A 13,336-nucleotide genomic window follows, 5' to 3' on the forward strand; every position below is an offset into this window, starting at 1 on the left:
AAGATACATCCCGGGAGGAAATTGGGAATGGACACTTCAAAAAAGGCGCCATCTGGTGCCACACGCTTCCGTTATTTCATTCTTTTCATGTGTTTCATCGGTATTGCGATCAATTACCTTGACCGCGCCAATATGAGCGTTGCTCTGCCTTTCATCGATCAGGAACTCGGCCTCAACCTCACCAATACCCAAAAGGGTCTGATCCTGGGTGCGTTTTTCTGGGCCTATGACGGCATGATGCTGTTTGCTGGCTGGATCACCGACAAGCTGGGCGCGCGCAAAAGCTTTTCACTTGCCGCAGTCTGGTGGTCGGTCTTCACCGCGCTGACGCCGCTTGCCAACAGCTTCTGGAGCTTTTTTACCGTTCGCTTCTTTCTTGGCGCCGGCGAGGCACCGGCCTATCCCGCAGCAACCAAAGCGGCATCGCGCTGGTTTCCCAGAAACGAACGCGCCTTTGCAACTGCTGTCATTGATTCCGGCTCGCGCGTCGGGACTGTCCTGGCATTGCCCATTGTCACCTCGATCATCGCCTTTGCGACATGGCATTATTCCTTTATCATCTTGGGCGCCATCGGCATCGTCTGGGCGCTGCTATGGTATAAAACCTATCGGGATCCCAATGACCATCCACGCGCCAATGATCTCGAGCGTCAATATATCATCCAGAATGGCGCCCGTACCGATGACAATGACGATCTGGAAGCCCAAAAAATTCGCTGGATCGATCTGTTTCGCTACCGCACCGTCTGGGGAATGATGCTCGGCTTCTTCTGCCTGAACTTCGTCATCTATTTCTTCCTGACGTGGTTTCCGACCTATCTGAAGACCGCCCGTGGACTTAATCTCACCGAGCTCGGACTTTACGGCATGTTGCCCGGGCTTGCGGCGGTGGTCACCGCCTGGATCGCCGGCCTTCTGGCCGACCGGGCCATCCGCAGCGGCACCAATGTCACCACCGTGCGCAAGACGGTGATGGTCGGCGGCATGCTGGGCGGTGCAGCCATTCTGCCCGCCGCGATGGTTGAATCGCTCTACGCCGCGCTGTTCTTCCTCGCAGTTTCCTATAGCTCTCTGGCCATCGCCGCGACCGCGATCTGGTCGCTGCCGGCCGATGTTGCGCCAAGCTCGCACCATGTCGCATCGATTGGTGGCATTCAGAATTTTGCCTCCAATATCGCCGGGATCATCAGCCCGTTTCTGTTCGGATTCCTGCTCGATCAATTCGGGGGAAGCTACACACCCTCCTTTCTGATGGCTGCGATCATGGCGGTGGTTGGCGCGTTTTCCTATGCCTTTATCGTCGGCCGTGCCGAACCGCTTCCTGTGCTGCCGCCGCGGCATTAGAGCGCCGTGCGCCCTACCGGCGCCCAGACCTCGCCCTGCCAGATGCAATTTGCTGCATGATGCCTTAAGCTGATAGAAGTTTAAGGCATTATGCCGCGAGCCAGATCATCCATATCTCAGCCACTATGTTGCGGTTGAGCGGTTTCCTGTTCAAACAAATGCAGCGCCTTCACGCAATCCTCACGCCCCGTCTGGTCGCACTGCTTTTGCGATCAATTGTCAATTGAGGCGCCGTCAATCCTTCGTTCGCGCCAGGGATTTTGACCATTAAGCAACCATCCGATGCTCTGCTGCCAGAAGCCCATGCGATGACGGTCGTGAAAAAGATCAAAATGCCCGATACGGGCGCAGTGATAATCATCCGGCGAAATCATGATTAACTGCGCATCCGCAGCGCTATAATAGCTGAGCGCGCGACGGATTGCCCGCTCCGTGGCCAAGGGGTCATCGCTCACCGCCACGGCGAGAATGGGTGCACGGAAACTGCTCAGAGTGTTGAGCACCTCACCGCGCAATGGCTCTGGATAGCTTCGCTCAAAACGGGATCGACGCAAACTCCATTCATTGGCAACGCCTTTGGGCAGATCTTCAAGCCAGCCCAGCCGCTTGCCAGGAAAATATCCGAACAATGCGGTGAGCGCCGGCATGACCACATGCCACTTGAAGAAAAGCTGCAGTCTCTGGCTTCTCTGATAATCGCCCCACCACGCAAATTGCGCACCCACGGTCAGCATCCGGCTGACCAGGATATTGCTTGGCGCAAGACCAGGCAAAAACCCGCCAATGCTGTGACCGATCACCTGTGGAGAAAGCCCGCTTTGCTCATAGGTGAACCGCAGCACCGCCTCAAAATCCTTCTCGCCCCACTCACGCCAGCAAATCTGACTGTGCCTGAGGCTTGCCGGCCGCGACGCACCGATCCCGCGGTAATCATAGGTCAGCACCTCAAAGCCGTGCTCTGAGAGAAATTGCGCATAGCGATGATAATAGGATGCGCGGACACCCGTTGCCGGATTGATGATGATGACGCCGTGTTGTCGAAGACCCAGCGCGGCCCATCGATGTCCGTGTAACCGGACACCGTCAACACAATCGATCACGATGCTTTCTGCTGGTCGCTCCATCACGCCTGCCGCTTTGCTGTTCGGGTTCAGACGCGAGAATGACGATTATTCCACCTTGAGTATATTCACTAGGCGGTATACATGATGTCGATGGCTTTAGACAGTGTATCCACACGCGACCGTATCATTGAGGCGGCATCCCGGCTCTTTCACCAGCAGGGCATCAAGGCGGCAAGCGTTGATCTCATCGCCGAACGCGCCGGCCTTACCAAGCGTAGCCTCTATTATCATTTCCGCAGCAAGGATGATCTGATCGCCGCCTGTCTAGAAGCGCGCGACGCGCCAAATCTTTCAATCCTCAAACAATGGTATGCCCGCAGCCCCGGGGATGTGGCCCAAAAGGTCAATGGCATTTTCTTGGGTCTCGCACGCGCCGCGCGCCGCAAAGACTGGCAAGGCTGTGGGTTTCTGCGCAGTGCGGTCGAACTTGTCGAGTTCCCGGGCCATCCGGCCCTGGTTGCGGGAAGGGCGCATAAGAAGCGGGTTGAAGACTGGTTGTGTTGCCTTTTCGCAGAGGGGCTAGACATTGTCGATGCGCGCAGGCTCGCAGCTCAGATCATGCTCTTGCTCGACGGCGCCTTTGCCACCGTGCTTCTTCATCGCGAACCGGCTTATTTCGAGACGGCCGGGCTTGCTGCCATGACACTGATCCGCAACGCCAACCGCTGACTGCGGCCCATTTTAGAAACGCCACTCACTGAGGGCCGGGCGCAACGGTCGGGGCCATCACCTCGGTCCAGTCGTCAATGAAACGCTTGCGCTGTGCGCCGTCCTGGGTTGCAAGCAGAGCAGGGCCAATGCGCACCAGCCGTCCCACCCCGCTTTCGATCAGCGATGGTGGTCCATCCACGCCTGAAGGCAGGCTGCCATCACGCGAAAAGAAAAATGCCTGTTCACGCGCCACCCGCCGCCCGCGTTCGGACAGCAGATAATCGAGAAAACGCGCGGCCAGCGCCGCCTGACCGGCCTGTTTTGGAATAAAGGCCGCGCGACTTAGAACCAGGGTATAATCGCGCGGCAGAACGATTTTGAGCTTGGGATTGCGCAGGCTTGCCGCATAGGCATAGGATCCGATGATATTATAGCCGATATAGATCTTGCGCTCGTCCAGATCGCTCAGGATCGAGTTGTTGCAGCACCGCAATTGCGTGTCCACACGGCTCATGCTCTCCAGCAAGCGCCCATAGGCGGTCGAATTCTGCTCCGCGTCAAGAAAGGCCAGCAAATAGCCAACACCCGATTCCCGAAGGTCGTAGGTGGCGACATGACGGCGGTAGAATTCCTGTTTGCGCCGCAACAAATCCGCGAGTTCGGCCCGGGTATGCGGCACCTCCTCCGGATCCACGTAATCGCTGTGATAGACAATCACCGATGGCTCGAAGGTGAAGCCATAGACCTCGTTGCGCCAGTTATTGAAATGATTTTCAGCGCCGCGCGTCTGCGCCGAGACATGGGCCAGCGCGCAGCCGTCATTGGCGAGCTTCACCATCTGATCCACCGAAGAAGACAGCAACAGATCACCGAAATTGCGGCCTTCACGACAGGCGCTATCTGCCTCCCGATACAGCTCATTGGTGACAAAGTCGGTATAGTCGATTGCAACATGCGGCTCGCTGACCTGAAAATCGCGCAACAACGGCTTGAGCGCCGAGGTGTCGGCCGCGCCATGGATCACCAGGCGGGCGCTTTCCGTATCAAGCGACGGAAAATGGGTGGTCGTTCCTTCATCCGACTGGGCCTGCGCATAGCTTGCCAGTCCTGAAAGCAAAAAGGCAAAGAAATAAAGTCTCACCGTCCATCCTCCCCTGCGGGCGGCAAATCGAGGATCACCGTGAAGCCGGTCTCGCCCTTCTCGCGAAAGCGGATGATCCCGTCATGGGCCGATGCAACCTCCGCCGCGATGGCAAAGCCAAGCCCCGAGGCCGCGCCTGCCTTGGGCGATGCTGCGTTGAACCGGCGTACCATCTGATCCCAGTTTGCGGGCGCAATGCCCGGTCCGTCATCCTCAACCTCAACACAGATCCGCCCATCAACGCGCTGCACGCGCACTTCCAGCCGCGAGATCGCGCCGTGGCTAAGCGCATTGCTGATAATATTGGCGATGGCTTCGCGCAGGCTGACAGGATCCCCTTTGACCATCAGCCCGGTGTCGCCAGCCTCAAATGATATCACCATGTCGGGGTCGATTGTCAGCGGGACCGCATGGTGAAACGCCGCGCGGCTCACCTCTACCAGGTTGATGACTTCCAGCTGCACCACCCCTGCACGATGAATGACCATGGCATGGCTGAGCAACTGGTTGGTCAATTGTGCCAATTCGCCTGTTCTGCGCTTGATGCGCCGTGTGCGTTCGCGATCAGCTTCACTCATGGCATCGGCATCCAGCATATCGACCTGGGCGGCAAGTGCCGTCAAGGGTGTGCGGATCTGATGGGCGGCATCGGCAATGAATTGCTGTAGTCGCACCACCCGCAGATCCAGCCGTGTCATGAAGGAATTGATCGCACCGACAAAAGGCCGCAATTCATTGGGTGCTGGTGTCTGCATCGGCGTCAGATCCTCCGGATTGCGTTGCCGGAGCGCGTCGGCAAGGCTGGTGACGGGCCGCAGCGCATAGCGCACTGCAAGGAATGTCCCGGCAAGTCCGAGCACAACCATCACGCCGACAATCAGCATTGCGCCTTGTGTGACTTCCGCCGCAAGAGCACGCCGCGCCTCGGTGGTTTGCGCCAGCACCACATAGACCCAGCCCGCCTCGGCCTGATCGGCCAGCGCCCGCGCGACCGTGATCATCCGCATCTCGGCCCCGCGATAGATTTCTGTCGCAAGTTTCGGCGCACGCCGCGCGGCACCAAGATCATCATGGATATTCAAATCCGGATACCCGCTCACAACCGCGCCATCGGGCCCGACAATGCGATAAAAAATCCTGTCTCTTTCCGCAAATCCCAACAGTTCAAAGGCAGAGGAAGGCAGATTGACGATCAACTGGCCGTCAATCTGCGTGACCCCCTCGGCAATCTGCATGGCAGCCCCCTGCAGCAGCTGGTCATAGGTCTTGTTGGAAGCCGTCTGGCCGTAAAACCAGGCCGCGGTGATCAGAAGGCTCGCCCCGATCACCAGAACAAGGCCAACCCGGATAAACAGCCGCGAGAACAGCGAGGGTTCATGCGCTTTCATCGATCACCAATTGATAGCCCATCCCGCGTTGCGTCATGATCGATACGCCCGATCCCTCGATCTTCTTGCGAATTCTGCTGATGTAGAGTTCAACCGCATTGTGATTGACCCCTTCATCGAAGCCAAACAGCGTGTCCATCAGCTCATCCTTGCTGAACAGCCTGCCGGGCCGGCTGGCAAAAACCTCCAGAATGGCGATTTCACGGCGCTTGAGCTGGACCTCGCGATTGCCGATCCGCACATTGCGGCTGTGCCGGTCGAGCTGAAGATTGCCGCAGACGATGATATTGGTGGTCTCGCCGCTGTTGCGGCGCAACAAAACCCGGACCCGTGCCTCCAATTCGCGAAAGTCAAACGGTTTGACCAGATAATCATCGGCACCCAGATCAAGCGCGCTGACCCGATCCTCAATCTCCGAGCGCGCAGTGAGAACAAGAACGGGAACCGTCTTCTTGGCGGCGCGCAGCCGGCGCAGGATGTCAAAGCCGCCAAGCCCGGGGAGCATGACGTCAAGAATGATCAGATCGTAATCGGTGAAGTCGAGAATCTCGGCGGCAACGAGTCCGTCCGTCTCCCAATCGACTGAATGCCCCACCCGCACCAGCCGTTGATTGATTGCCTCCCCGACATCCCGGGTGTCTTCAACCAGAAGGATGCGCATTGCAGATAGATTGCATAGAAAAAGGTCTCCGGCAACTAAAACCTACCAACTTATGACAGGTTCCTGACAGTTTCATCGTAGAATCTCTGTATTCAGAAAGGCTATTTGTAGGAGCGAATGGCTTTTCTATATCCTTGGGAGGATATCGATTTACTGAAAGCTTTAACCTGCTTGAATAAAGGCGGGAATACTTTATTTTGGCCAGATGAAATCGGTAGAAAGCGTCAAAGATAAAGTATAGTTTCATCTTTCGACGCGGCCATCTCCCAGGCAATCGTAATCATTCTGGGAGGACCTGCACATTGAAACGCACTCTATCTTATGGCTTGATCACCGGGACGGCATTGATCCTGTCTGCCACGTCTGGCCTTGCTGCAGCCGCCGAGCTTGTTGAAGCGGCGCGCAAGGAAGGGTCGGTGACCATCTATTCCGCCACCGACCAGGCCCAGGCCCAGGCGGCTCTCGATGCCTTTGCCAAGAAATATCCCGATATTCGCGTCGATTATAATGATATCGGCACCAATGGTGTCTATAACCGGGTGATCTCGGAGGCTGCGGCGCGGCAGGTGGGTGGGGATCTGTTCTGGACATCGGCAATGGACCAGGGCGTCAAGCTGGCCGTTGACGGCTATCTCGCACCCTACCAGTCGACGGAAACGGCCGCTCTGCCCGGCTGGGCTGTTTATAAAGACGTCGTCTATGCAACCTCGATCGAACCCATCGGCATGATCTATAACAAGACGGCGCTGGAAGAGGACAAAGTCCCGCAAACCCGCCAGGAACTAATCGATTTCATTACCAGCGGTGCCTATGATGGTCGACTGGCGACCTTTGATCCGGAAAAATCCGGCGTCGGCTTTTTGATCCAGACCAATGATCTCGACGAGACGCCGAACTTCTGGGACCTCACCAATGCTCTGGGGAAGGCCAAAGGAAAATCCTATTCCTCGACCGGCTCGATGCGTGAAACCGTCGTTTCGGGTGAAAACGTGTTGGCCTATAATTTGATCGGCTCCTATGCCCTTGACTGGGTCAAAAGCGCTCCCAATCTCGGCGTGGCCTTCGGCAAGGATTACACGCCTGCCTTCTCGCGCGTGACGGGCCTGCTCAAGGATGCTCCACACCCCAATGCCGGCAAGCTGTTTATCGATTTCCTGCTTTCGCAGGAAGGCCAGACAGCGCTTGCTTCCAAGGGAATGCCAGCACTGCGCAAGGATGTGACCGAAGGCTATAATATTGACAGCCTCAACACCCTGGTCGGCGGCAATCTCAAGCCGATCGCGCTTGATGAAACCCTGCTCAACTTTATGGATCCGCAAAAGCGGATCAAGTTTCTCACGCAATGGCGGGCGGCTCTGAAAGGCTGATAAGCCATTGCTCAGCCAGCAATGTCCGGCCGGCTGCCTGTCACCGCAGTCCAGCCGGACAGAACCGTCACGGTCACAGCCATCCTTCGTCGCAACGCACACCCGCATGCGGGCCTGTCGCTCAGTGGAGGGCTGGCCGGCTTTTCATTCATCATTCGTTTTCCCGGAGGTCAATCCATGCCGGCGGATAGTTATACCCAGAATCTCACCCACGCCACCGCCGCAAACGGTGGCAAAAAGACATTGCGGGCGCCAGGAGAGGCACTGGCGTTCCGACGGCTGGTTATCGGGCTGCTCACACTAAGCGTCCTCACCCCGATCACCCTCATCATCTATCAGAGCTTTCTCGATGGCCCGTTTTTCAGCGCCAGCGCCACGATCGGACTAAGCGCCTATCAATATATTCTCGTCGATCCGATGTTTTACGACGCCCTGTGGAACACGGTGATCATGGCGGTTGGCATGGTGGCGATCGCCGTCCCGCTGGGCGCGGCGCTCTCCTTCCTGCTGACCCGCACCGATGTGCGGTTTCGCAAGGCGCTCGAGGTGATCGTGCTGGTGCCAATGTTCATCTCGGCTTTGGTGCTCGCCTTTGGTTATACGGTGGCGATCGGGCCTTCCGGCTTCCTGTCGATCCTCGCACGAGACATTTTTGGCTTTGTGCCCTGGAATATCTATTCGCTGACTGGCATCGTCCTGGTCACCGGACTTGCCCATGTGCCACATGTCTATCTCTACGTCTCTGCAGCCATGCGCAACCTGCCTTCGGATCTTGAAGAGGCGGCCCGCATCACGGGCGCTCCGATCTGGCGTGTGTGCTACGATGTGACCGTGCCGATGGTGATGCCAGCCCTGATCTTCGCCACAGCGCTCAATCTGCTGATCGGCTTTGAGATGTTCGGCGTTCCGCTGGTGCTGGGCGATCCCAGTGGCATCAATGTTCTCACAACCTATATCTACAAGCTCACCACCTTGTTCGGTGTGCCGACCTATCAGTTGATGGCTGTCGTCGTCGTGCTTCTCGTTCTGCTCACATTGCCGCTGGTGTGGTACCAGCGTCGCCTGTTGCGCCATAGTCGTCGCTATGCCGCGCTGGGTGGCAAGGGCGCGCGGACCACCGTGATGCGACTTGGTCGCGCCGGTCAGATCCTCGCCCTCTCGCTGATCGGCTTCTGGTTGTTCCTGTCGGTGATCCTGCCGATCGGCGGCATTGTGCTGCGGGCATTCGTCGATGCCTGGGGGCAGGGCGTCAATCCCTTCGCGCATCTGACCACCCGACATTTCAACGCGCTGTTTGAGGTGCCAAGTCTTTATCGCGGCGTGTTCAATACCATCCTGCTCGCAGTGGTGGGAGGGGCGCTGGCGGTCGCATTCTATCTGATCGTCGGCCTCGCAGGCCATCGCAATCGCGATGTGTCAAACACCGTTCTCGACTACATGATCCTGCTGCCCCGATCCATGCCAAGCCTGATCATCGGTCTGGCCTTCTTCTGGCTGTTTCTGTTCATTCCTTTCCTGGTGCCTCTCAGAACAACGCTGATAAGCCTGTTCATCGCCTATCTTATTGTCGGTCTTTCCTACGGTTTGCGTCTTCTGCAGGGTACGCTTATCCAGGTCAGCCCGGAACTTGAGGAAGCAGCACGCACCACGGGTGCGACCATTACGCAGACCTGGCGCGATATCGTCATTCCGATCGTTCGTCCCGGGCTGGTCGGTGCCTGGGCGCTCATCATGATCGTGTTCCTGCGCGACTATGCCACCGGCATCTATCTGATGAGCGCCGGCACTGAAGTGATCGGGTCGCTGATGGTCTCGATGATCCAGTCGGGCGCCATGGACACCATTGCCGCACTTGCCTTTGTGAGTATCGTTCTTACCGGCGCAGGCCTCGGTCTCGCCCTTCGTCTGGGAGCAAAAATCCATGACTGAACTGACTGTCCAGAATGTTCATAAATACCTCGGGGGCCTGCATATCCTCCAGGGCGCGTCTTTTACGGCCGAACGCGGATCCATCGTGTCGCTGCTCGGCGCATCAGGCAGCGGCAAGACCACCCTGCTGCGCTGCATTGCCGGCCTCGAACAGCCGGAGCAGGGGCGCATCAGCATCGGTGGCAAGCCGATGATGGATGGGGCCAGGGGTCTGACCGTCGCCCCCGAAAACCGCAATATCGGTCTGGTGTTCCAGTCCTACGCGCTCTGGCCACACCGCACGGTGATGGAAAACGTCGCCTATGGGCTCAAGCTGCGCGGTATCAGCAAGGTCGAAGCCGGCAAGCGCGTTCAGGCGACCCTGGAGAAAATCGGCCTCGGTCATCTCGCGGAACGCTTCCCCGACCAGCTGTCCGGCGGCCAGCAGCAACGTGTCGCCATCTGTCGTGCACTGGTCTATGAACCCCGCGTCCTGCTGATGGACGAACCGCTGTCCAATCTGGATGCGAAACTGCGTGAAGAAGCCCGCTACTGGATCCGCAAGCTTATCCTTGATCTCGAGATCTGTGGGGTTCTTGTCACCCATGATCAGTCGGAAGCACTTGCAGCCTCCGACAATATCCTGTTGCTGCGCAACGGCGCGATTGTCCAGGAAGGCAGCCCGCAGGAAATCTATCAACGGCCGAAAAGTTTCTATGCCGCAGATTTTCTGGGCGCAAACAATGTCGCGCATGGTGAAATTCGCATGGCCGGCGACGCTGCGGCCATCCATGGCAGCGACTGGCAGCTGCAAGGCGTGATGATCGGACAATCGGATGAGGCGCGCGATAAGGCGGTTATTCGTGTCGAGCAGATTGCTGTCCATGACAAGCCCGGCGCGGCGCGGCAGCAAATGCAGCTCGATGCCTGTCTCTATCTCGGCGATCGCTGGGAATATCGCCTGCGTTCCGGCGAATTCGCAGCGAAAGCCTTCGGAGCGAGGGAATTGCCGGAAGGGCCGGTCTGGGTCGATATCCCACGCGATAGCGTGTGGCTGTTTGCTCGCGCTCCCTGATGGTGGTTGAACTTTGCGGGACTCGGCCGGCTTTCATCGGCCGCGGCCTTGCGAACGCAAGCAAAATCAGAAGCTTACCCCCGCTTCCGTCGCTTCGTTCCTGGTCGTATTGCGGCCAGGGACCCGCATGTCAGCGGGGTGCGGCGGCTCCTGGACGTGAAGCCGCCTGATCCTTTGCTTGAGAGTCTACTGCCGTTGTCGCGCTGTCGGCGCCTGCGCCGACAGCGCCACCGCCGCATCGCGGACAAGGCGTTCAATGCTCACCTAGCCCGTGGCTCAAAATTGATGAAGCGCTGCGCTCAACGAGATTGCGCAGCTCTATTTTTACTCAGGGCGGCTTTTTGTAAGATCAGCCAGATCGATCACGATGGATGCCGCCTCGTCCTGCAAGGCGTCCTTCGCTGATTTACGGGCCTTTTCCCGCGCAAGCTCGTCGCTCAAGCTGCGTTCATTGGCCTGTAGACCGTCATCAACGCTGCCGTCATCGCCATTCTCGCCCTCAACCCGCGCGCGCTTGGCCGCAGCCTCGATTTCTGCGCGCCGCTCATTCTCATTGAGCGATATGGTCGCCTTGTCGCGCTGTTTGGCCAGCGCGTCGACGTCCTCCACGAAACGTTGAAACTCCGCATTGGTCTTCACTCGCTCTTCGTGGCGTTGTTGCAATTGCGGAAGCAGAGCCTTTGCTGCTCCAAAGTTCCGGTATTTTGCCGCTTTGATTTCCGTCCATGGCAGGGCGTTATCGAAGCTTTCCTCGCCAACGGTCTTCAGGTTAAACAGTCCGGGCAATCTGATATCGGGCGTGACACCGCGCAATTGCGTGGTCCCGCCATTGACGCGGAAGAATTGAGCGATGGTAAACTTCAACTCGCCAAATTTTGGTGTCGGACTTTGGGCGACTTCATCCAGATTAACCACCGTCTGCACGGTGCCCTTGCCAAAACTCGGCTCTCCGATAACCACACCGCGGTCATAATCCTGAATCGCCGCGGCAAAAATCTCCGAAGCCGAGGCCGATCCACGATTGATGAGAACGCCAAGCGGTCCGGTCCAGGCAGCCTGCTGAAGCTTGTCGCTTTCCACCTGAATCTCACCCTTGGCATTGCGCTGCTGAACCACCGGCCCCTTGCCGACAAAAAGACCGGTAAGGTCGATTGCTTCACTTAACGAACCGCCACCATTGTTGCGCAGGTCGAGCAGCACACCCTCCACCTTTTCCTGCTTGAGTTCGCCAAGCAGCCGCGCAACATCGCGACTTGCACTGCGGTAATTCTTGTCGCCCTTGCGCCGGGCTTCAATATCCTCGTAAAAGGCCGGAAGCTTGATGATCCCGATTTTCCGGATCTTTTCGCCCTGTTGCAGACTAAACACCGATTTTTGCGCCGCCTGCTTGTCGAGGCTGATCTTGTCCCGCACCAGGCTTATGATCCTGTGCTGACCATCAGGGCCTGCCTCTGCCGGCAAAATCTCAAGACGCACAACCGAGTCCTTGTCGCCTCTGATCAGTTGCACAACCTCGTCAAGACGCATTCCGACAACTTCCTTGATCGCCCCGTCCTTGCCCTGGCCAACGCCCACGATACGATCGCCCACCGACAATTTGCCCGATAATTGTGCCGGTCCACCTGCTGTGAGTTCGCGGATCGTGGTGAATTCATCCCGCTCCTGCAGGACGGCGCCGATGCCCACCAGAGAGAGCTTCATGGATATGTCGAACTCAGCCGACGCATTGGCACCAAAATAATCGGTGTGGGGGTCGACCGATGTCGTATAGGCGGCCATGAACAATTGAAAAACATCGTCGGCCTTGGACTTGTTGGCGCGCGCCAGCGTGTTTTCATAGCGCTTTGTCAAAGTGTCGCGAATGGCAGCATCGTCTTTGCCGGCCAGCTTGAGCCGCAGCCAGTCGTTCTTGATCCGTTTGCGCCACAGCGCATCCCGCTCCGCAGCCGAGGCCGGCCACGGTTTCTTGTCGCGCGCAATCGAATAGGTCTCGTTGGAACTGAAATCGAATTTCTCATTGAGTAATTGACGCGCAAACGTCATGCGCTCATCAATGCGCTCGCCATAAATATTGAAGATCGCGAAGGGAATGCTCAGATCCTGGTTCTTGATACCGTCGTCGATCTCTTTGCTGCGCGTTTTGAAACTTTCAACATCGGTCTGCAGGAAAATAAGACGATCAGGATCAAGCGCATCAATGAAGCGATCCATGATACGGGCAGACAGCTTGTCGTCGAGCAAGACCGGCTTGTAGTGAAAACGCTGAAGAAACTCCGCCGTCAATTGCGCGGCTTCAGCCTGTTGCTGTGTGGGTTTAAGAACAGGTGCACTGCTTGTCTCGAGTGCTTTTACCGGAGAAACAATCGCCAGAATGAGAAAGAGAGAGATAAAACCAGTACGCAAACTTTTGTCCCGATATTGTGCTTCAGCTTCGCTTGAACAAACTACTTGAAGCAATAACTGCCGTTTGGCAACACGTTCGACAGAGATGCACCGTGTCAAAGCCCGCTTTGTTGATAGAAGGGGAATTGGCCGATAGCGTGACGCTAAAGATGTGCCTTAATCAACAGACGGGGCTTAATTCGTTCTGGCCGGGCTTCTTCATTCAGTTTTAGCATTATACGCGTTGCGGCAGCATTTTGCGGAGGAATTCGCCCTTGGAGGGGGCTTGCAAATG

General features: G+C 57.3%; 10 protein-coding genes. 5 read left to right on the top strand and 5 right to left on the bottom strand.

The window, feature by feature from the left end:
* Nucleotides 1-27: 27 nt before the first annotated feature.
* Nucleotides 28-1,344 (top strand): MFS transporter, encoded by a 1,317-nt coding sequence (locus RT142_RS10410; RefSeq protein ID WP_007880707.1) that lies wholly within the window; start codon nucleotides 28-30, stop codon nucleotides 1,342-1,344.
* Nucleotides 1,345-1,556: 212 nt separating this feature from the next.
* On the opposite strand, the gene RT142_RS10415 is transcribed toward RT142_RS10410, so the two are convergent.
* On the bottom strand, nucleotides 1,557-2,468 hold the full coding sequence (locus RT142_RS10415; RefSeq protein WP_171380285.1) for an alpha/beta fold hydrolase: 912 nt from the start codon (nucleotides 2,466-2,468) through the stop codon (nucleotides 1,557-1,559).
* A gap of 90 nt (nucleotides 2,469-2,558) precedes the next feature.
* On the opposite strand from RT142_RS10415, the gene RT142_RS10420 reads away from it, so the two are divergent.
* Nucleotides 2,559-3,137 carry a TetR/AcrR family transcriptional regulator gene (locus RT142_RS10420; protein WP_235972560.1) on the top strand — a complete coding sequence of 193 codons (579 nt, stop codon included), beginning with the start codon at nucleotides 2,559-2,561 and terminating at the stop codon, nucleotides 3,135-3,137.
* Nucleotides 3,138-3,162: 25 nt separating this feature from the next.
* Here the strand turns inward: RT142_RS10420 and RT142_RS10425 are convergent, their stop codons facing one another.
* Genes RT142_RS10425 through RT142_RS10435 form a run of 3 tightly spaced genes read right to left on the bottom strand, consistent with a single transcriptional unit; the run spans nucleotide 3,163 to nucleotide 6,309 of the window.
* Entirely contained in the window at nucleotides 3,163-4,260 is a 1,098-nt protein-coding gene (locus tag RT142_RS10425; RefSeq protein WP_171380284.1) for an ABC transporter substrate-binding protein, read from the bottom strand.
* Nucleotides 4,257-5,648, bottom strand: coding sequence for a sensor histidine kinase (locus tag RT142_RS10430; RefSeq protein ID WP_313028515.1), 1,392 nt, complete (start codon nucleotides 5,646-5,648; stop codon nucleotides 4,257-4,259). Before RT142_RS10430 ends, RT142_RS10425 begins: the two co-directional genes overlap by 4 nt.
* On the bottom strand, nucleotides 5,635-6,309 hold the full coding sequence (locus tag RT142_RS10435; protein ID WP_007880697.1) for a response regulator transcription factor: 675 nt from the start codon (nucleotides 6,307-6,309) through the stop codon (nucleotides 5,635-5,637). Before RT142_RS10435 ends, RT142_RS10430 begins: the two co-directional genes overlap by 14 nt.
* A gap of 302 nt (nucleotides 6,310-6,611) precedes the next feature.
* On the opposite strand from RT142_RS10435, the gene RT142_RS10440 reads away from it, so the two are divergent.
* The 3 genes from RT142_RS10440 to RT142_RS10450 all read left to right on the top strand — a co-directional run bounded on the left by RT142_RS10440 (nucleotide 6,612) and on the right by RT142_RS10450 (nucleotide 10,659).
* A complete protein-coding gene (locus RT142_RS10440; protein ID WP_171380282.1) occupies nucleotides 6,612-7,676 on the top strand; it encodes an ABC transporter substrate-binding protein in 1,065 nt (354 codons plus the stop codon).
* A gap of 177 nt (nucleotides 7,677-7,853) precedes the next feature.
* A complete protein-coding gene (locus RT142_RS10445) occupies nucleotides 7,854-9,605 on the top strand; it encodes an ABC transporter permease (protein ID WP_235972530.1) in 1,752 nt (583 codons plus the stop codon).
* Entirely contained in the window at nucleotides 9,598-10,659 is a 1,062-nt protein-coding gene (locus RT142_RS10450) for an ABC transporter ATP-binding protein (RefSeq protein WP_171380281.1), read from the top strand. The genes RT142_RS10445 and RT142_RS10450 overlap by 8 nt, the downstream gene beginning before the upstream one ends.
* A gap of 324 nt (nucleotides 10,660-10,983) precedes the next feature.
* On the opposite strand, the gene RT142_RS10455 is transcribed toward RT142_RS10450, so the two are convergent.
* Nucleotides 10,984-13,062 carry a carboxy terminal-processing peptidase gene (locus RT142_RS10455; RefSeq protein WP_171380280.1) on the bottom strand — a complete coding sequence of 693 codons (2,079 nt, stop codon included), beginning with the start codon at nucleotides 13,060-13,062 and terminating at the stop codon, nucleotides 10,984-10,986.
* Between the last annotated feature and the right edge of the window lie 274 nt (nucleotides 13,063-13,336).

Origin of the sequence: Brucella sp. (assembly GCF_032066345.1) — a bacterium.
In the GTDB taxonomy this organism is placed as follows: Bacteria; Pseudomonadota; Alphaproteobacteria; order Rhizobiales; family Rhizobiaceae; genus Brucella; species Brucella pseudogrignonensis.